The following is a 20,390-nucleotide window of genomic DNA, read 5'->3' as shown; positions in this document are numbered from 1 at the left end:
TAAATCAGGATTTATTATTAAGTTTTTAAAACCAATATCCTAAACTAAAAAACAAATTATAATCACTCCGTTCTGGAGACCATGAATACATAATTTGCAATGGTCCAATAAAGGATTCAAACCCATAGCCAATTCCATAACCAGAAAAACTAGGCTCTTTAAACCAGTCACCAGTTCTAAAAAGATCATCATCTACATTAGCATAGTTAGCTGCAAAAATTAAATGATTTTTAGTAGCAACTTCATAATCTAATTTAATAAGCCCTTTTACGAAGCTATTCCCAGGCAAACCAACAAAATCATATCCATAAAAAGGTATAAAATTATTTATTCTTGTTGCTCCAAAACCACCTAGAACAAAATCGAATGAGGTTACTGGCGAAGTTCCTAATTTAAAACCTCCTTCCGTTTCTATATTTAAAGATACCTTATTAAACAATGGAAATGCTGCGCCCATATGTGATTGGGCAATGGAAAATTCTTTGAAATTAGCGTTGTAGTCTGATGATGCTAGATATACATGAAAATCTCCATCAAAATATAATCCCCTAGATGGAAAAAACTTGTCATCATAGGTGTCTAATGTAAGTTTAGCATAGGTGCTAAAGTAATTACTTTTCTCGAAGAATACCCTTTTTGAGTTGGAGGCCTGATTAACATCGGATAATTGCCCTAACGTTCGCGTTCCATATTTTAAAAATTTATGCTCTAATCCAATACTAAATGCAAATTCTTCCTTAACCACTGTTTGCATGTATATTTGATTTGTAACATCTGAAATATCAATATTTATTTCATTAATATTTTCATCATTTGGAACATCAAAATTAGACTGAAAAAGTTGGTAATTTATATTCTGCTCAAAACCAATGAATCTGGAATTGAATCCAAAACTCCAATAGGATCCTTTATCTATATAATACTCAAAATTATACCTTAGATTATCCCCTATAATAAAATCAAAGGAGCTTACATCATCATCAAATAATATGTTTTTGTTAGTTAAGTTGATAATGGCGGCACTTTTAAGTAAATCATCATAATGCACACCCATTTTAATAAACATTTTGTTTTGGTTTTCTTTTAAATCCAAAACTAAATCTGTCTTATCCTGATTAGATTTTAATTGATACCTGATTGTTTTAAAATTGCCTGTTGCAGCCAAGTTTCCAATGCCTTGCTGCATTTTTGAAAATGTTACAACATTATCCGCTGGCAATCTTAATTTACCCTTTACATAGCCTCTAGAATAATTTTCACTCCCTTTAATAATTAATTCTTCTAACTGTAAAGTGTCTTTACAAACTACAGGTACGCGAGCTGGTAAATTCGATTTTTTTTGTTTTATCGCAAGTTCTTTTAAAGCAACATAATTTTCTCTTGCGGCAATTTCACCAGTGTTTATAATTTCATTTAAAAACCCAAAGTCTATTACAGAATATTTTGCTATATCTGGTTTTATGTAAACATCTGTTTGCTTAACTTTTTCCACCATATCTTTTACTGTCCTGTAATTATTTATTTGCAGTAAAATTTCAGTTGCTGAAGCAAGATTTTCCCTTTTTGAAAGTCCGTGTTGAACATCGACACCAATAATTACATTGGCTCCCATTTTTTGCACTCTTGCTACCGGATAGTTATTAATAACTCCCCCATCTATAAGCACTTGACCATTAATCTCCGAAGGCTCAAACAAGGAAGGAAAAGTACCACTCGCCATAATGGCCTCGGGTAAATAACCACTATTTAAAACCACCTCATTACCAGTCTCTACATTTGTTGCTATGCAAAAAAATGGAATAGGAAGTTTGTTAAAATCTTTTATATCGCGAACATGATATAACAATCTAACCAATTCATTGTAAATATTTTGACCACTAGAAATGGCCGACGGGAATGATATTTTGAATTTATTAAAAGGTAGTGCAAGGGCATACCTTTCTGAATCTTCTTTCTCGTAAAAGGTTTTAGCGTCACGCGGTAAATTATCTTGAATAAGCTGAGTAAAATCTGTGTTTCTAAATATGGAATCTAGTTCATTTGCGGTATACCCTGATGCGTATAAGGCTCCTATTATTGCACCCATACTTGTGCCTCCAATATAATCTATTTTTACTCCTGCTTCTTCAATTACTTTTAATGCACCAATGTGCGCAAAGCCTTTTGCTCCACCTCCACTTAAAACAAGTCCAACCTTTACTTCTTCTTGATTGGCAGTATTTTGAGAGGCGCCAATAAAAAAGCAAAACATAAAGATTAATAAGGTGAAACTTTTATGCATATTTATTATCTACACTAATTAATGAAAGGTATTATATATTTTTCGTGCCTTAGACAACCCTACTTTGGTTGTTAACTCCTCTAATGTTGCTTCTTTTATTCTTTTTACAGATTTAAAATTTTTCAACAAATCTTCCATAGTTTTTTCACCTATACCGTCAATGCTTTGCAATTCTGAATTAATTGCTCCTTTACTTCTTTGTTTTCTATGAAACGTAATTCCAAAACGATGCGCTTCATTTCGTAATTGTTGAATAATTTTTAGGCTTTCTGACTTTTTATCTAAATATAAGGGAATTGAATCACCTGGAAAATAAATTTCTTCTAATCGTTTTGCTATTCCTATAATTGCAATTTTACCACGTAATCCTAGTTCATCTAAACTTTTTAGTGCTGATGACAACTGGCCCTTACCACCATCTATAACAATTAGCTGCGGTAATGGTTCATCTTCTTCCAAAAGTCGCTTATATCTTCTGAACACCACCTCTTCCATAGAGGCAAAATCATCTGGACCAATGACTGTTTTTATATTAAACTTACGGTAATCTTTCTTAGATGGTTTTCCATTTTTAAAAACCACACAAGCCGCAACTGGGTTGCTCCCTTGAATATTGGAATTGTCAAAACATTCTATATGCCTTGGTTCTACGGATAAGCGAAGATCTTTTTTCATCTGCGCCATAATTCTATTAGTATGGCGATCAGGATCAATAATTTTTATCTGATTAAATCGCTCTTGTCTGTAAAATTTAGCATTGCGTTCTGATAGTTCCAAAATTCTTTTTTTATCTCCTAGTTTTGGCACTGTAATTTTTAAATCGGTCTCTACATCAACCACAAATGGCACATAAATTTCCTTGGAATGTGAATTGAATCTTTGGCGTATTTCTACAATAGCCAACTCCAAAAGTTCCGAATCGGATTCGTCTAATTTCTTCTTTATTTCAAGGGTATGCGATCTTATTATAGAACCGTGTGAAAGTTGTAAAAAGTTTATATACGCAAATGCTTCATCTGATATTATGGAGAATACATCAACATTATTTATTTTAGGATTAACTATAGTTGTCTTTACCTGATAATTTTCTAAAACCTCAACTTTTTCTTTAATTATCTGTGCCTCCTCATATCTCATTTCTTGAGCTAAGGCTTTCATTTGATTTTTAAAATAATGAATTGAAGATTTAAAATTACCTTTTATAATTTCTCGAATATCTTCAATTTGTTTTTGGTAATCCTCCAAGTTTTGAAAGCCCTCACAGGGACCTTTACAGTTTCCTAAATGATACTCCAAACACACTTTATACTTCCCTGCATCTATCTTTTCCTGTGATAGGTCATAATTGCACGTACGTAGTGGATAAACACTTTTTATTAAATCTAAAAGTATACGCACAGTTTTTACACTGGTATATGGCCCAAAATATTCCGAACCATCTTTAATAATTCTTCTTGTTTGAAAAATTCTTGGAAAACGTTCATTTTTTATACAAATCCATGGGTAAGATTTGTCATCTTTAAGAAGTACATTATATCTAGGCTTGTATTTTTTAATTAAATTATTTTCGAGTAATAATGCATCGGATTCAGTTGGCACTACAATATGTTTTAAACTAGCTATTTTTTTAACTAGAACTCTTGTCTTACCATTATCATGATTTTTAGAGAAATAAGAGGTAACTCTCTTCTTTAAATTCTTGGCCTTACCTACATATAATATTTTATCATCTACATCATAAAATTGATATACTCCAGGACCATCCGGTAACGTGCTTAATTGTAATTTTAAAGAAGGTTCTTGCATTATTCTCGTAGTGAAACGTAATAGAAATAGATAGTGTTAAATTACTATGTTTTTACTAAAGGCGATAATATTTAGTGCACTTTAACTTCTAAACGTATTCAGATATTTTAAAATATAGTTTAACGAACAATAAAAATACTATTTAAAGCTGCCTATTTATATCTATCATTAACCACTTAATATTAATTTAACAAAAACAGGGGTCTTAGTTTTATAAATAATGAATTTCTAAAAGTTTTATTAATTTTTTGATTTACAATGTTTTATAACATATATTTAAACCAAGATCTTTGACTTTGCATTAACAAAATCATAAAATTTTGCTAAAAAAGTGCATTTCATCGATTAAATGATGCACTTAGTGGAGTTTGTATTATTTTTTTCTTTACATTTAGGTTATAGAAATTTAATATACACTATGGAAAATTATATCATCACATTAGGATCTTATTTAATTTTAATGCTCTTCTTTAAGATTTACATTGCCGTATCTACAAAAGAGTAATTCATAGTTTATATTCGTTTTTACTATTAGATTTAATCAAGATTTTACATGCTTAAAAAAGATCTTAGATTAAAATTTTCCTCGCAAAGACAATCCCTTTCCATAACAGATATTTCAAATTTTAGTATAGCTATTTCCAATAGGCTATTAAAATTGCCCATTTGGCATTTTGATTATTATCATATTTTTTTATCGATTGAAGAAAAAAAAGAGGTTGACACCAGCTATCTTCTTTCAATTTTACAAGGTAAGGACAAAAATATCATTATTTCCAAAATGCAAACTGAGCAGGAATTAGTACATTTTTTACTTACTGATGCTACACGAATTAAAAAGAACAAATGGAATGTTCCTGAACCTGTTGATGGTATTGAGGTAAATCCAACAAAAATTGAGGTAGTGTTTATTCCTTTATTAGCTTTCGACAATAAAGGAAATCGTGTGGGCTACGGAAAAGGATATTATGATAATTTTTTAAGCAAGTGTAAGCCTAACGTTATTAAAATAGGCTTATCCTTTTTTGAAGCTTCCGAAGAAATCTCTGATGTATTTGAATCTGACATAGCGTTAGACTATTGCGTAACACCAAATACAATCTATAAATTTTAGTTTTCTACTATTTCAGATTCGGTTTTGGCAAAGGCTTTTTTGTTAAAAACTAAAAGTATACCTACTCCTGTACTAATAGCCATATCTGCAATATTAAAAACGGGCTCAAAAAAACTGAATGATTTACCTCCAAAATAAGGCACCCATGATGGCCAAATGGCATTTTCAATAAAAGGAAAATGCAGCATATCTACTACTTTACCGTGAAAAAGGGTTCCGTACGGCTGATCTGTAAACATTGTGGCTACAGGGCCACCATATACACTCTCGCTAAATAACATACCATAAAAAACAGAGTCTATTATATTCCCCAATGCTCCTGCAAAAATTAATGCAACAGCTATTGCTAAAGTTTTTGGAAGTTTTTTTCTAATAGTATCAAACAACCAATATCCAATACCCACTACGGCAAATAATCTAAACACAGTAAGAATTAATTTTCCAGTTTCTTCAGAAATAGGCAAGAAATCACTAAGTTTTGTTCCCCAAGCAGCACCTGAGTTTTCAATAAAAACAAACTTAAACCAAGAAAAAACCTCAACGGTTTCATTCATTGTAAAATGTGTTTTTACATATATTTTGCTTACCTGATCTACAATAAGAATTATTGCTACCAGTAATAGGGATTTTTTTAAGCTCATGCCATTATCATAATAAGTGGTGCAAAAATAGTTATATTAATTGGTTTTATAAATATGGATGTCCCCTGTAATTGTATTCAAATTATATTCAAAAACACCTACTGGAATTTTATCTGAAGTAACTTTTCCATAATTAGATGTCGCCTTTATTTTTGCCGATTTAACAAACAATTCAATGGTACCACTTTGTGTTTTTACAGTAGTTTTATTAGCTGATGTTTTTAAAACACATTTTCCATCATTTGACGAAACTGACAAATTATCATAGTTGCCAAAAGCATTTATAGCACTAGAAGTACCATGAAGGTTAACGTTTAAATTCTCTGGAATTTGTATGTTTAATGCAATGGCAACTACTTTATGTGCTCCTAGTTTATCATTTGGCAATTCAAAATTGGCATTAAAACTAGTATCTATTAAAAGGGTGCTGCCTTCTTCAAAAATGTTTAAAGCTAAATCATTACTATATTCTCCTGCCATTGTTGCCTCAACAAAAATCTCATTGGTCTTGGAGGTATTTATGTTTACCCGATAACAATTAGTTGTATTAATATCTATAGCTGTATCTATATTATTTAGAATAGTTTTTTTAACTATTTTTTGTCCAATTGCCATTTGTATTGACAAGAAAAATATAATACAACAGCTACGTGCAATCATTTTATGACAGGATTAAAAATAAAAACCTATGATTAGTATGCCTAGTAGGCTAGTATTAATCACAGGTTTTTAACTAAAGTTCTTTTAAAACTTCTATTGCATGTTTTTAGCCTCAATACTAAGTGTAGCATGAGGTACTAATTTTAAACGCTCTTTATTTATAAGCTTACCTGTTACTCTACAAATACCAAAGGTTTTGTTCTCAATACGTAGCATAGCATTTTTTAAATCGCGAATAAATTTTTCCTGACGAATAGCCAATTGCGTATTTGCCTCTTTGCTCATTGTTTCAGAACCTTCTTCAAAAGCTTTAAAGGTAGGCGAAGTATCATCGGTACCATTATTACCATCGTTCATGTATGAACTTTTCAAAAGCTCTAAATGACTCTTTGCTTTTTCTATTTTATCTTCTATAAGAACTTTAAATTCTGCTAAGTCTTTATCAGAATATCTAACTTTTAAATCTTCAACCATAGTTTTAGTGTTTTTGGATAAACAATTTGGTATTGACTTCATCAAAGGCAATATCCGTACCATTTTCTAATTTTTCTTCAAAATTTAATTCAGCTGTCAAGGTTTCAGTTTTAATATACGTAAGATTACTCGTAACCGCCTCTTCAACTAAATCATCTTTTAAAATTTTTACATCTATTTTATCGGTAACCTCAAATCCCGAATCTTTTCTAAGATTCTGAATTCTGTTTACCAATTCTCTAGCTATTCCTTCTTTTCTTAAAGTATCATCGATAGTTACATCTAGTGCAACAGTTATTGGGCCTGAAGTTGCAACTAACCAACCTTCTATATCTTGAGAAGAAATCTCTACATCTTGTAACTGTAAAATAATGCTTTTATTTTCTATTTCAATACTTATTTCGCCCTGTTGTTCAATTTTCTGGATGTCTTCCTGATTAAAATTAGCTACTGCACTAGCAACCAGCTTCATATCTTTTCCAAATTTAGGGCCTAATGTTTTAAAGTTAGGCTTAATTTGTTTTACCAATATTCCAGAAGCATCGTCAATAAGCTCTATTTCTTTTACGTTTACTTCTGACTTTATTAAATCAGAAACTGCTAAAATTTCATTCTTCTGCTTTTCATCTAAAACAGGAATCATAATTTTTTGTAACGGTTGACGTACCTTAATTTTCTCTTTCTGACGTATAGAAAGAACCAATGAAGATATAGTCTGTGCTTTAGCCATTTTACTTTCTAATTCTTTATTTACGATGGATGCATCATAAACTGGAAAATCGGCCAAATGTACACTTTCAAAATTTTCTTTATGTGTTGCATTCGTTAAATCCTTGTAAAGTCTTTCCATAAAGAATGGTGAAACTGGAGCAGATAATTTTGCAACTGTTTCTAAACAAGTATACAAGGTTTGGTAGGCAGATATTTTATCTGTTTGATAATCTCCTTTCCAGAAACGTCTTCTACTTAAACGAACGTACCAGTTGCTTAAGTTTTCTTGAACATATTCCGAGATTGCTCGCGTAGCTCTTGTTGGTTCATAATCTGCATAAGCCTCGTCAACGGTTTTTATTAAGGTATGCAATTCCGATAAAATCCATTGATCTATTTCTGGTCTTTCTTTTAATGTTATATCTGCTTCTTTATATTGAAAACCATCAATATTGGTATATAAAGCAAAGAATGAATACGTATTATAGAGTGTTCCAAAGAATTTACGTTTTACCTCAGCAATACCCTCTACATCAAACTTTAAATTATCCCATGGGTTTGCATTCGAAATCATATACCAACGTGTAGCGTCTGCCCCATGTTCGTTCATAGTTTCAAATGGATCTACCGCATTACCTAAACGTTTAGACATTTTTTTGCCCTCTTTGTCTAAGACTAAACCATTAGAAACTACGTTCTTATAGGCTACAGAATCAAAAACCATAGTGGCTATAGCATGCAAGGTATAGAACCAGCCTCTTGTTTGATCTACCCCTTCTGCGATGAAATCTGCAGGGAAGGTTTTGTGATCATCTATCAAGCTTTTATTTTCAAATGGGTAATGCCATTGCGCGTAAGGCATAGAACCAGAATCGAACCAGACATCTATAAGATCACTCTCACGCTTCATTGGTTTTCCTGAAGCAGAAACTAGCGTTATCTGATCTACAATATTTTTGTGTAGATCTATTTTATCATAGTTTTCTTCGGTCATATCACCAACAACAAAGTTCTCGAAAATATCTTTTTCTAAAACTCCTGCTTTTAATGCTTTTTGCATTTCGGCTTTAAGCTCATCAACGGAGCCTATCATTATTTCTTCCTTGCCGTCTTCTGTTCTCCAGATAGGTAAAGGAATTCCCCAATATCGAGAGCGCGAAAGGTTCCAATCATTTGCATTTGCAAGCCAGTTTCCAAACCTACCTTCACCCGTTGCTTTAGGTTTCCAATTAATGGTCTGGTTTAAATCGAACATTCGATCTTTTATATCGGTTACTTTTATAAACCAAGAATCTAAAGGATAATATAAAATAGGCTTATCAGTACGCCAGCAGTTTGGATAACTATGCACGTACTTTTCTACCTTAAAGGCTTTATTTTCTTCTTTTAGTTTTATAGCAATTTCAACATCTACCGAACGCTCTGGTGCTTCACCATCTTCATAATATTCATTTTTCACATACTTACCACCAAGCTCTTGAAGTTCTGGTCTAAATTTTCCTTGTAAATCTACTAAGGGAACTAAGTTTCCATTTTCATCTTTCACTAGCATAGGAGGCACTTCTGGTGTTGCTAGTTTTGCAACAAAAGCATCATCTGCACCAAATGTAGGTGCTGTATGTACAATTCCTGTCCCGTCTTCAGTAGTAACAAAATCTCCTGAAATTACTCTAAACGCATTTTCAGGATTATCATTTGGTAAGGTGTATGGTAAAAGTTGTTCGTATTTTATATCAACTAAATCCGATCCTTTACATTCTGCAATTATTTGATAAGGAATTTTTTTATCACCCTCTTTAAATGCCTTAAGTTCTTCTTCAGTTTCTACTTCACTAAACTTACCTGCAAATTGTTTACCAACAAGTGCTTTCGCCAAAATAACAGCAATGGGCTCAAATGTATATTGGTTAAAAGTTCTAACCAAAACATAGTCAATCTTTGGACCAACTGTTAATGCTGTATTAGATGGTAATGTCCATGGCGTTGTGGTCCAGGCTAAGAAATGTACCTCTCCATCAATACCATTAAATATTGAAGGCAAGGTTTCTTTTTTAGCTTTAAACTGAGCTGTAACCGTTGTATCCGTAACATCTTGATATGTACCAGGCTGGTTTAATTCATGTGAGCTAAGCCCAGTCCCTGCTTTTGGTGAATATGGCTGAATGGTATACCCTTTGTAAATTAGGCCTTTGTCATAAATCTGTTTTAATAACCACCAAACAGATTCCATATATTTAGGTTTGTAAGTAATATATGGATCTTCCATATCTACCCAATACCCAACTTGCTCTGTCATTTTGTTCCAAACATCCGTATAGCGCATTACTGCTTTTTTACATGCAGCGTTGTACTCCTCTACTGATATTTTTGTGCCAATATCTTCCTTTGTAATGCCTAATTCTTTTTCTACACCAAGTTCAATTGGCAAACCGTGAGTATCCCATCCTGCTTTACGCTTTACTTGATACCCTTTCATGGTTTTATACCTAGGGAATATATCCTTTATGGTTCTTGCCATTACGTGATGAATACCAGGCATACCGTTAGCCGAAGGTGGCCCCTCGAAAAACACATAGCTCTCTTTACCCTCACGGCTAGAGATACTTTTTTCGAATATATTATTCTCCTTCCAATAGTTCAGAATTTCTTCTGCAACTACTGGTAAATCTAATCCTTTGTATTCCGCAAACTTCATAATAACCGCTTCTGGTACTACATTTTAAGGCTGCAAAATTATAAATTTTGAACGAATAAACAGTCGAAACCTTGAAATGAAATTCCCTTGTAATTTATTTTGGCTCATATTCTAGATTTTCATAACGTCCAAATGTCATTTTTTCACGTATATACCTGTACATTAACTATTTATAAATACTAATATTTTGAAAATGAAAAAAGTAATTTTAAGTGCTGCATTATTATTTGTTGTTGGTACAACATTAATTTCTTGTAGAGAAGCTGCAGACAAAGCAAAAGAAGTGACGAAAGAAACTGGAGATGCTTTAGATAAAGCTGGTGAAGATTTAAAAGAAATGGGTGACGATGCTGCTAACAAAGCGGAAGAATTAGGATCTGATATGAAAGAGGCTGGCGAAGATGCATTAGACAGTGCAAAAAAAGTTGGTGAAGATGTTGGAGAAAAAGCCAAAGAGGTAGGAACGGACTTAAAAAAGGCAGGTGATAAAGCTGTAGATGATGTAAAGAAGGCTGGCGAAGAAGTAAAAAAAGCAACTGACAATGCAGTTGAAAAAGTAAAGCAATAGTATTTACTTTAAATAAATTTATAAACCCTGACTTAGTGTTGGGGTTTTTTTATGGTTAAAATTGATATTCTAATGCGAGGATAAGGTTTATTCCTGGAGCTACAATACCTGAAGAATAACTACGGTATCTTTGATTGGTAATATTTTCAAGACTTACAGAAGTCTTCAAAGCATTGGAGACCACATATTGCGACCTAAAATTTAAAGTATACCAAGAGGGTGCATAAGGGTTTCCGTTGGCATCTGCAGCGTATATGTAATCCTTGCTTTGTTCAGAAACTGCCAAATCATTAAAGCTTACTTCTCCATTATAATTTAAAAACAAATCGGTTTTAAGTCGCTGATTTTTCCATATTACATGGACATCACCAAATGTTGGCGCCACATGACGCCCAGGAGAATCCGTGCCATCTTCCTCTTCCTCAATACCTTGTGTAAGTGTTAAGTTTGAAACTAAGGATATATTTTCATTTATAGTCGCATCTATACCAAATTCAAAACCATAAACATATGCCTTCGCTGCATTTTGTATTGCCTGAACATTACTTAGTTCTCCGTTATATTCTATTTCGGTCATGCCATTGAACTCAAAATCTCTTCGCACTAAAGCATCTACCAAATAGGTATAAAAAGTTGTGCCTTTCAGCATAACTTTATCCTTAATGTTTTTTTGCACTCCTAACTCCACATTATAGGCATACTCTGGTTCAAGATCTGGGTTTGGAACTACAACAGATCCAGGTTCAGAATCGAATATTTTTCCCACATCATCTATATTTGGAGCTCTAAATCCGGTAGAGGTATTTGCCGTTATTTGCAAATTAGCTTTAGGAAACCAACTTAGACCTATACTCCCAGTTAATGCTCCAGTACTCAAATCGGCATTATCAAAAGGAAATTGATAAAAATTAGTATCAAATTCAGCATTCACCCAAACATGGCTATAACGAATACCTGATAAAAGAGAAAGATTTGGCTTTGCCTTGTATTCTGTATTCAAATATCCTGCTAAAGTTTGCCAGGTAGAACCATCCGGATATCTACTGGCTGTTTCAGCAATTTCATTAGTTTCAATATTTTTTTGATGCCCGAAAGAATGTACTTTGTTATAGACATACTCCGTACCGTAATACAGCTGTAAATCTCCAATACGTTTATTCTCAAAATCTATATTAGATGAAAGGGCATCCACTTTCTCTAGCGTTGTATACCTAGTTACATTTTGAAAACCACGATCCACTCTACTCTCTTCAAAATGTTGGTATGCTGTAGTAATTTTTAATCCATCATAAAAACGTCCTTTGCCATTTTTACTAAATTGAAGATTACTCATAAACCATTTTTGTGGCCCATAATACCATTCTGCCGAGCGCAAACCGTCACCAGAACCATTAGGTCTAATTAAGCGATCGTAACGCGAATAATCTGAAGTTTCTGAATAGTAATTACTCCAATTTAAGTTCCAATCTGTATTAGGTTTAAAAGCAATTTTTTGTAATACATTTATTTGGTTGTAACCTGTTGGCACTTGTAGGCGATCATTTGCGTTTGGTACTAATACATCTTCACCATTTATTGTCTGTACATAATTTTTTCGCAAATAAGAATCTGGACCGTGTTTTCCCATTTTTAAATCCCCAAAATCATTGTACGTTACACTGGTTAAAAATGCCCACTTTTTTAAGCCTAAATTAATATCAAAATGGCCAGTGTTTTCAGAGTTTGCTGTACTGTACCTATAATTAGCATTCCCCATAACAGCAAGACTATCTGTTGTAGAAAATTCCGCCTTTTTTGTAAAAAAGTTTATAACACCACCAATAGCATCACTACCATAAATTACGGAACCTGGACCAAAAACAACTTCTGTATTTTTAATCGTATAGGGATCTATTGAAATAATATTCTGAATGTTCCCTCCTCTAAAAATAGCATTGTTCATTCGTACACCATCTACAGATAATAAAAGTCGGTTTGTTGAAAATCCTCTTATCATAGGGCTTCCACCCCCTAACTGGCTTTTTTGAACAAATACTTTTCCTGAATTCTGAAGTAAATCAGCAGATGTTTGCGGATTTGTAAACGCAATGGACTTAGCGTCGATAGAAATAATTTTTTGTGGAATGTCCTTTTTTTGTTGCTCCCATTTAGAAATAGACATAACCACTTCATCTAACTGCTGCGAATTAGCAATTAAATAAACCTTACGATTCCGTTTTAGTATTTGGCCTGTGGTTGTTTTATAAATTTCGTATCCTAAATGCTTAAAGGTTATCCGTTCATTTTTATCAAATAAAGAAAGATCACACTTTCCATCAAAATCGGATATAGCTGTTGTGCTTTTATCCGTATTAAATACAGCAACATTCATAATGGGCTCATTAGAATCAGCATCTAATACTGTAATTTCTTGAGCACCAATAGAAAGAGAAATAAATAAAAAAAACAGCAGTACAACCTTGTTCATGCTAGCTAAAAACTTCATTTAAAATTGCGAGTGATTTAGGTTTTCTAAATCCGTGCAAATGTAATTCATAATAAAGAATAATACTTTTCAAAAGCTCCTGACGCTGCTTTTTGTTCATCTTTATTGAACTTATTGCATCAAAATTTATGCCCAAGAACCTTTTAAAGAAATTTAAATTTTCGCCCATAATCATTGGGTTTAATGATAAGCCATAGACAAACGCCCCTTCTAACAAATCAAAATAAGGCGCATCGTTGTCCGAAGTGTCTGGATAAAAGCCAAAATACTTGCTTAGTACCATTAAAAAATACAAATGAAAATTAGAAATTTCATCATGCGTATCTAACCATTGTAACGATGCTTCTAAAAACTCGTAAAGATTTTCATTATCCTCTTCCTCTTGTATGCTATTACTCAGCATTTCCGCTAGAAAAAAGGTGAGCGCGTTTTTAGTAATATTGGTATGTAAACTTATGTAATGGTAACTGGGTTTTGCCTCGCGGATACTTTCTAAGGTACCTTTATTTTTATGATATGCAACTACTTCTAATTGTGTTAGAGGTTGAAAATAAGCCGTTTTTAATTTCCCTTTTTTTGAAGCCAAAACACCTTTTAGTAAATACGATTTTAACCCGTCTGATGCTGTAAAAAGCTTTACAATTAAACTGGTGTCTCCATATTTTATCGCCGATAATACAATTGCTTTGGTAGTAACCTGCATGCTGCCTGTTTAGGTTGCTGTAAAGATAGGGATTTGGGTTGTTGGTTGTTGGTTGTTGGTTGTTGGTTGTTGGTTGTTGGTGTTAAAAAATATAAAAATGCCCTCAATTCAAAATAGTTGTATTTTAACGGTTAAAATAACCTTTTATCGATTTTTAACCAACAACAAGCGTTTTAATAAGATAATTATTTGCTAGGGGGGGGGTATTTTGAAATATATTGTAAGGAAATAACTTACAATCCATTATATGAAAACTAACCATTATTTTAAACTAGCTACTCTTATTTTACTATTTATTTTTATTGGCTGTCAGAAAGAAAATATCTTTAGTATCGATGAAAAAGAATATTTTAATAATCAAGGCACTGGCATTCAAGTCGAAAGTATTAGCAATGATACAATAGAAAACTACTTATCAAAGTCTAATATCTTAACAGTTCTAAATATCACAGAAAAAACAGATTCTAACAAAAAAGCTTCCATAAAGGATAAAAATGGAAATAATATTGTTTATGAATTGGATTACGAAAATGCCGTCCAGACCATAAACGGAGAATACAAAACCATAACAATACCTATTTCTGAAATAGGTGTTGCATCTAATGGCAGATTCGAGAATTTAATTTTAGAACACCAAAAAGATACTATTAAACGATCATATATAAATTCATATTTAGTCGAAAAAATTCATAAAAATACCCATGGAGGTAGTTTTTTTATGGATGGTTTAGTTTTCTCTAGAGAAATCTATAACATTGACGAATTGTTAAGTAATTCTTTAACTAAAAACGGGGAAACTTGCATTTCATATAAAATTTACAATTGCGATTGGGGTGATAAAGGAACGCATCCCGCTGGATCTTCTTGTCATGCTGAAGGACATGCATACGCAGTAACACGAACTTTTTGTTATTCTTTATTTGATGGAGGGGAAAATTCCGGAGGGTTTATTAGTAATCCTTTTTGGGGCTCCGGAGCAGGAGGACAAAATATACTTACAAGTGATACATCTGGAGCTTCTAGCTCAACTTCATTTGTTATGACTCCCAGCTTACCAAAAAATTTTACCACCTCATTAGATTATATCACAGAACATATAGATTTGACTCGTGATCAACATAATTGGCTCACTGAAGCTTTAGAAGAAGACCCCGTATTAGGCTTTCAATTATCCAATTTTATAACTCAAAACAACACCCCTGAAGGTAGGGAGTTTGCTAATGAAACAATTAATGTTTTAAAAAATGGGACACTCAAAGAAAAGACCTTAGCGAAGGCACTTTTAAATAATAACATAAATTTAGCTATTAATATTTTATTAGATGGCGCAAGTTATAACAATGCACAATGCTTTCCTGATTGTGGTGGAGATATGGTTTTTGATGCTCCTGTTGACCTAACAGCAAGTATCTTCATAGGTGCTTTAGATGGATATTACAATCTTTTTTTGACTACTAGTATTTTTTATAATTACTTTGAAGACGGTAAAAAACAACAAGGACAATTAATAGCTTCTATTTTGAAGAAATCAGGTATTTCAATTCCTGATGATATTGACCATAGTATTTTATCTGAAATGTTTAAGATACGAAGTCGTAATCTAGAATTAATAATTGAACCAGCTAATCAAGACTTTTTAGATACTTTAGGAGATTTAAGTATTAGCTTACTAGATGTAATGTCCCTTGTTTCTCCAGGCTCAAGTAGTAGTGCCTATTTGTTTGCCAAAACAGGTGGTAATATTACTATAAAAGCTGTTGCTGACTACCTAAAAATAATTTCTGTTACCTCTTCTAAAGTGGATGGTATAATTAATTCATTATCCAGTACAGCTAAATACTCCTTAGACGGCACAGGTACGTTTAGAAATGTTGGTGGACATCATCCTTTAGCAAAAATAGCATTTGAATTAGATAAATTTTATAACTTTAGAAACGCATTTAGTGTCTCGGCAAATAAGTTGCAAGAAGTCTGGAAAAGTGCAAATCCAAATAAAATTGCACCAATTGTACATGATAAGATAACTGGATACCAAATAAGTCTTTACAAAGAATTTGGAAGAACAGGAGAACGTTTATCTTTGGAAAAAATGGCAGAAATTGAGATAGAAGCAATGGTTAGAGCTGGCATTCCAAAAGTTATTGCTGAAGGTTGGGTCATAAAGGCATTACAAGATTTGAAAACGCAAGATGTAAAATTAATTCCTCATATTCCATGGGTTGGTAAAAATTAAAAATAATGAAAAACAATAAAGAAATTCTAGATGAATTTGGCGAAATTTTAATAACCAATGTTTTTGATTCAAGTTATGAATTAATAAATAATTCGATAGCCACTTTTAAAAATACTGAAGGATACAAAAACTTATTTAATAATATTACCTTAGAAGGAAAAAAAGAATTTGATAGTATTATATTTGATAGACTACATGGAGCGTTATTCAATTTCCTTAAAATATTCGAAGAAAATGAAAAATTTAAAATTGTTTACGAAGAAAATGGTGAACAAATAAACTTAGTCGAAATAAGTGAAATGCTAAAGTCGGAAATTTTTCATGAAGATGGTTGGATAGCTCGCTTTAGTAAGGAAATTAATCGTAATTAAGATTTTCTTATATGCTGAGTTCCAATAATAAATAACTTTTGAAAAGCCAGATTATAAAATCTGGCTTTAAATTTTATAAATATGAAAATAATATTCTTAATCTTACAATTTAACTTGTTTGCTATTATAGTCTCTGCTCAGAACATAGCTATTACCCCTAAGAAAGGAAAAATGGTTTTTACGGAACAAATAGTTGTTGTAAATGAACATAAATTAGATTCTTCATTACAGCAAAAAAAACCAGTATTTATAAATATGTTTAGAGATCTAACATTTAATTTATACCAAAAGAATGGTGTTGTGATAGATTCTGCTGCTATAAATCATAACTTAGAAACTAATTTTATACCTTATATAGATTTAGCCATTGACCCCAGAAAAACTTTCAGCCAGCTAAGAAAACACATCTATGTTTTTGAAGATTCTATTATTAAATATCAAGAACAAAATTCAATTCTAGAACCATCAAATGAAATAGAAGTAATAAATAGATCTAATGGAAAATTAACCCATTATACTTTGGAAGATTCCATTATGACTTTAAATACTTTTAAATTTTCAATTTCAATTAAACAAAGCAATAAAAATATTCAAATTCATGAATACAGAAATATCCGAAAGAACATTTTGGGTTATGATTGTTTTAAAGTAATTATTACCAGAAGTGAGGATTACTTTAAAAAATTAGAATTTATGGAGCTAGATATTTCCCCAGATTTGAAAACTAAATATAAAGATATTTTGGAACCAATTTCTGAAGAAATATTATATGTAACTGAGCAAATTAAATGTAAATATCATCCAACAACCAATTTAAGTGAAGTTTTAGATAAATATTATCCTTTAGAAATTTCAAGTAAAGATGGTGTTATAGATGGTACTGAAAAACGTGTTATTTTAAAAGAAATTAGAGTCGAGTAAATTTCACGTAAAAAATAATTCAAAAAAAAAACGAAGCTTCCTTGCAGAAACTTCGCTTTTTATATTTATAAAGGTTGTACTATTATATTACCCCTTGTGCTAACATAGCATCAGCCACTTTTACGAAACCAGCAATGTTTGCTCCTTTAACGTAGTTGCAATAGCCATCTTCCTCTTTTCCGTAAGCAATACAAGAATCGTGAATATCGCTCATGATATCTTTTAAACGGCTATCTACTTCTTCTCTAGACCAACTAATACGCAATGAGTTTTGAGACATTTCCAATCCTGAAGTAGCTACACCACCTGCGTTAGACGCTTTACCTGGCGCGAATAATATTTTAGCTACATGAAACTCATGGATTGCTTCTGGTGTAGAAGGCATATTTGCTCCTTCAGCCACACAAATACAGCCGTTTTTAATTAATTTTTTTGCATCATCACCGCCTAACTCATTTTGAGTAGCACATGGTAAAGCTATATCACATTTTACTTCCCAAGGTGTTTTTCCGCTATGGAATGTAGCCGATTTATATGTATCGGTATATTCAGAAATACGTCCGCGTTTGCTATTTTTTAAATCCATAACAAAAGCAAGCTTCTCTTCATCAATACCATCTTTATCAAAAATATAGCCTTGAGAATCTGAAAGCGTTAACACTTTAGCACCTAATTGTATCGCTTTTTCAGCAGCATATTGTGCTACGTTTCCTGATCCAGAAATTACAATGTTTTTACCCTTAAAATCTTTACCTTGAGTTTGCAACATACTCTGTGCAAAATATACGGTACCATAACCAGTAGCTTCAGGGCGAATTAGAGAACCTCCCCAAGAGCGACCTTTACCAGTTAATACTCCCGTAAATTCATTTCTAATTTTCTTATACATACCAAATAAGAAACCAATTTCTCTTGCTCCAACACCTATATCACCTGCAGGCACATCGGTATTAGGACCAATATGACGGTTTAATTCTAGCATAAAAGCATGGCAAAAACGCATTACTTCATCGTCTGATTTTCCTTTTGGATCAAAATCAGAACCACCTTTACCACCACCCATTGGCAATGTGGTTAAACTATTTTTGAAAACTTGTTCAAAAGCTAAGAATTTAAGAATGCTCGCATTTACGGATGGATGAAATCGCAAACCTCCTTTGTATGGCCCGATAGCCGAATTCATCTGAATACGATAGCCTCTGTTTACATGTATTTCGCCTTTGTCATCTACCCAAGCAATTCTGAAAGATATTAAACGCTCAGGTTCTACCATACGTAACAAGATATTCTTGCCGTTGTATATTTTATGCTTTGCAATGTAAGGAATTACTGTTTCCGCTACTTCTTGTACTGCTTGTATGAATTCTGGTTCATGACCATTTCTAGTCTTTACCTCATCCATAAATTTTTTAATCTTATCGTCCATATTTTTAATTAAAATCTGTTCTTAAAATAGCCTTCTTTAAGGGCGTAATTATTGAATATAAAATATAACGGCAAAATTATACTATTATCATAATTATATCCTACTTTTTTTAAAAATTTAATAAATAATTAATTCAAAGCATTTTCCAAATCCTCTATAAGGTCATTTACATCCTCAATACCAACACTTAAACGTATAAGCGCATCTACAACGCCAACTTTTTCTCGCTCCTCTTTTGGTATGCTAGCATGCGTCATACTGGCTGGATGGCCAACCAAACTTTCTACACCGCCTAACGACTCTGCTAAGGTGAATATTTTAAGCTTTTCAATTATTTTTATAGCATCATTATAAGTACTACCTTTTGGTATAAAAGACAACATGCCACCAAATCCATTCATTTGTTCTTTCACAACCTTATGATTTGGATGTGTATTAAAACCAGGCCAATATACTTTTTCTATTTTCGGATGTTTTGCCAAAAAATGCGCTATGGCCTCACCGTTTTCACAATGACGCTGCATTCTTACATGTAACGTTTTAATTCCTCTTAAAACTAAAAAACTATCCATAGGACCACAAATTGCGCCACTTGCATTTTGAATAAAATAGAGTTCACGGGCTAGTTTTTCATCCTTTACTACCAGAGCTCCCAAAACCACATCGCTATGTCCGCCAATATATTTAGTAGCAGAATGCATAACAATATCTGCTCCTAAATCCAACGGTTGCTGTAAATAAGGACTCGCAAAGGTGTTATCCACTGCTAATAACACATGATACTTTTTTGCTAATGCTGCTATTGACTTAATGTCAATAATATTCATCATGGGGTTGGTAGGTGTCTCGACCCAAATAAGTTTGGTTTTAGCATTTATATATTTTTCAACTTCGTCAGGATTTTGCATGCCTACAAAGTGGAATACAATACCATATTTTTCAAATATTTCTTTAAATAACCGATAGCTTCCACCATAAAGATCGTTGGTAGAGACAACCTCATCGCCAGGGTTTAGTAATTTTAATACCGCATCCATAGCCGCTAAGCCACTCCCAAATGCCAATCCAAAATTTCCGTTTTCTATACTTGCTAAGGCATTTTCAAGAGCTGTTCTAGTAGGATTGGCCGTTCTTGAATATTCATATCCATGATGACCACCTGGTGTAGATTGCGCATATGTGGATGTTTGGTAAATGGGAGGCATTACCGCACCATAGGCTTTATCGGGCTCTTGACCTCCGTGAATTACCCTTGTATTAAATTTTATATTTTTTTCCTTCATTTTAAAAGCTTCAGCTTA

At 32.6% G+C, this 20,390-nt stretch carries 15 protein-coding genes; 5 read left to right on the top strand and 10 right to left on the bottom strand.

Translation table 11 applies throughout. The features are described from left to right. Positions 1-25: 25 nt before the first annotated feature. Positions 26-2,281: a patatin-like phospholipase family protein gene (locus B8963_RS05370; RefSeq protein ID WP_084060372.1), complete on the bottom strand. Its 2,256-nt coding sequence runs from the start codon at positions 2,279-2,281 to the stop codon at positions 26-28. An 18-nt stretch (positions 2,282-2,299) separates the two neighbouring features. Then, positions 2,300-4,087, bottom strand: a complete 1,788-nt coding sequence (uvrC, locus tag B8963_RS05365) for an excinuclease ABC subunit UvrC (protein ID WP_084060371.1) — start codon at positions 4,085-4,087, stop codon at positions 2,300-2,302. Between the two features lie 553 nt (positions 4,088-4,640). Here uvrC and B8963_RS05360 point away from each other — a divergent pair. Then, on the top strand, positions 4,641-5,201 hold the full coding sequence (locus B8963_RS05360; protein WP_084060370.1) for a 5-formyltetrahydrofolate cyclo-ligase: 561 nt from the start codon (positions 4,641-4,643) through the stop codon (positions 5,199-5,201). Here B8963_RS05360 and B8963_RS05355 read toward each other — a convergent pair. The 4 genes from B8963_RS05355 to ileS form a co-directional block, all read right to left on the bottom strand. Further along, a complete protein-coding gene (locus tag B8963_RS05355; protein WP_084060369.1) occupies positions 5,198-5,842 on the bottom strand; it encodes a lipoprotein signal peptidase in 645 nt (214 codons plus the stop codon). The two genes, B8963_RS05360 and B8963_RS05355, sit on opposite strands and share 4 nt — an antisense overlap. Positions 5,843-5,878: 36 nt before the next feature. Then, positions 5,879-6,457, bottom strand: a complete 579-nt coding sequence (locus tag B8963_RS05350; RefSeq protein WP_084060368.1) for a hypothetical protein — start codon at positions 6,455-6,457, stop codon at positions 5,879-5,881. A 138-nt stretch (positions 6,458-6,595) separates the two neighbouring features. Then, the gene (locus B8963_RS05345; RefSeq protein WP_084060733.1) at positions 6,596-6,976 is read right to left on the bottom strand and encodes a TraR/DksA family transcriptional regulator; all 381 of its coding nucleotides are present in this window, start codon (positions 6,974-6,976) and stop codon (positions 6,596-6,598) included. Positions 6,977-6,980: 4 nt separating this feature from the next. Continuing rightward, entirely contained in the window at positions 6,981-10,382 is a 3,402-nt protein-coding gene (ileS, locus tag B8963_RS05340; RefSeq protein ID WP_084060367.1) for an isoleucine--tRNA ligase, read from the bottom strand. 193 nt (positions 10,383-10,575) lie between these two features. Between ileS and B8963_RS05335 the strand changes: the two genes are divergently transcribed. After that, positions 10,576-10,950, top strand: coding sequence for a hypothetical protein (locus B8963_RS05335; protein WP_084060366.1), 375 nt, complete (start codon positions 10,576-10,578; stop codon positions 10,948-10,950). A 55-nt stretch (positions 10,951-11,005) separates the two neighbouring features. Here B8963_RS05335 and B8963_RS05330 read toward each other — a convergent pair whose 3' ends face one another. Both B8963_RS05330 and recO read right to left on the bottom strand, forming a co-directional pair. Continuing rightward, the gene (locus B8963_RS05330; RefSeq protein ID WP_084060365.1) at positions 11,006-13,435 is read right to left on the bottom strand and encodes a TonB-dependent receptor; all 2,430 of its coding nucleotides are present in this window, start codon (positions 13,433-13,435) and stop codon (positions 11,006-11,008) included. Beyond that, positions 13,419-14,138, bottom strand: coding sequence for a DNA repair protein RecO (gene recO, locus B8963_RS05325; protein WP_084060364.1), 720 nt, complete (start codon positions 14,136-14,138; stop codon positions 13,419-13,421). Before recO ends, B8963_RS05330 begins: the two co-directional genes overlap by 17 nt. A 247-nt stretch (positions 14,139-14,385) precedes the next feature. Between recO and B8963_RS05320 the strand changes: the two genes are divergently transcribed. The 3 genes from B8963_RS05320 (at position 14,386) to B8963_RS05310 (ending at position 17,663) form a co-directional block, all read left to right on the top strand. Next, a complete protein-coding gene (locus tag B8963_RS05320; RefSeq protein WP_084060363.1) occupies positions 14,386-16,371 on the top strand; it encodes a hypothetical protein in 1,986 nt (661 codons plus the stop codon). A gap of 5 nt (positions 16,372-16,376) precedes the next feature. Beyond that, positions 16,377-16,742, top strand: coding sequence for a hypothetical protein (locus B8963_RS05315; RefSeq protein WP_084060362.1), 366 nt, complete (start codon positions 16,377-16,379; stop codon positions 16,740-16,742). Between the two features lie 81 nt (positions 16,743-16,823). Continuing rightward, entirely contained in the window at positions 16,824-17,663 is an 840-nt protein-coding gene (locus B8963_RS05310) for a hypothetical protein (RefSeq protein WP_084060361.1), read from the top strand. Between the two features lie 82 nt (positions 17,664-17,745). Here the strand turns inward: B8963_RS05310 and gdhA are convergent, their stop codons facing one another. Then, positions 17,746-19,089, bottom strand: a complete 1,344-nt coding sequence (gene gdhA, locus B8963_RS05305; RefSeq protein WP_084060360.1) for an NADP-specific glutamate dehydrogenase — start codon at positions 19,087-19,089, stop codon at positions 17,746-17,748. A 128-nt stretch (positions 19,090-19,217) separates the two neighbouring features. After that, positions 19,218-20,372, bottom strand: coding sequence for a cystathionine gamma-synthase (locus B8963_RS05300; RefSeq protein WP_084060359.1), 1,155 nt, complete (start codon positions 20,370-20,372; stop codon positions 19,218-19,220). Between the last annotated feature and the right edge of the window lie 18 nt (positions 20,373-20,390).

Origin of the sequence: Cellulophaga tyrosinoxydans (assembly GCF_900176415.1) — a bacterium.
Taxonomy (GTDB): Bacteria; Bacteroidota; Bacteroidia; order Flavobacteriales; family Flavobacteriaceae; genus Cellulophaga; species Cellulophaga tyrosinoxydans.
This window is presented reverse-complemented; position numbering and strand designations above follow the sequence as displayed.

What these genes read in the sequence shown, in the direction of transcription:
- B8963_RS05370 (WP_084060372.1), bottom strand. Translation starts at nt 2,281, where the DNA reads ATGCATAAAAGTTTCACCTTATTAATCTTTATGTTTTGCTTTTTTATT.
- uvrC (WP_084060371.1), bottom strand. Translation starts at nt 4,087, where the DNA reads ATGCAAGAACCTTCTTTAAAATTACAATTAAGCACGTTACCGGATGGT.
- B8963_RS05360 (WP_084060370.1), top strand. Translation starts at nt 4,641, where the DNA reads ATGCTTAAAAAAGATCTTAGATTAAAATTTTCCTCGCAAAGACAATCC.
- B8963_RS05355 (WP_084060369.1), bottom strand. Translation starts at nt 5,842, where the DNA reads ATGAGCTTAAAAAAATCCCTATTACTGGTAGCAATAATTCTTATTGTA.
- B8963_RS05350 (WP_084060368.1), bottom strand. Translation starts at nt 6,457, where the DNA reads ATGGCAATTGGACAAAAAATAGTTAAAAAAACTATTCTAAATAATATA.
- B8963_RS05345 (WP_084060733.1), bottom strand. Translation starts at nt 6,976, where the DNA reads ATGGTTGAAGATTTAAAAGTTAGATATTCTGATAAAGACTTAGCAGAA.
- ileS (WP_084060367.1), bottom strand. Translation starts at nt 10,382, where the DNA reads ATGAAGTTTGCGGAATACAAAGGATTAGATTTACCAGTAGTTGCAGAA.
- B8963_RS05335 (WP_084060366.1), top strand. Translation starts at nt 10,576, where the DNA reads ATGAAAAAAGTAATTTTAAGTGCTGCATTATTATTTGTTGTTGGTACA.
- B8963_RS05330 (WP_084060365.1), bottom strand. Translation starts at nt 13,435, where the DNA reads ATGAAGTTTTTAGCTAGCATGAACAAGGTTGTACTGCTGTTTTTTTTA.
- recO (WP_084060364.1), bottom strand. Translation starts at nt 14,138, where the DNA reads ATGCAGGTTACTACCAAAGCAATTGTATTATCGGCGATAAAATATGGA.
- B8963_RS05320 (WP_084060363.1), top strand. Translation starts at nt 14,386, where the DNA reads ATGAAAACTAACCATTATTTTAAACTAGCTACTCTTATTTTACTATTT.
- B8963_RS05315 (WP_084060362.1), top strand. Translation starts at nt 16,377, where the DNA reads ATGAAAAACAATAAAGAAATTCTAGATGAATTTGGCGAAATTTTAATA.
- B8963_RS05310 (WP_084060361.1), top strand. Translation starts at nt 16,824, where the DNA reads ATGAAAATAATATTCTTAATCTTACAATTTAACTTGTTTGCTATTATA.
- gdhA (WP_084060360.1), bottom strand. Translation starts at nt 19,089, where the DNA reads ATGGACGATAAGATTAAAAAATTTATGGATGAGGTAAAGACTAGAAAT.
- B8963_RS05300 (WP_084060359.1), bottom strand. Translation starts at nt 20,372, where the DNA reads ATGAAGGAAAAAAATATAAAATTTAATACAAGGGTAATTCACGGAGGT.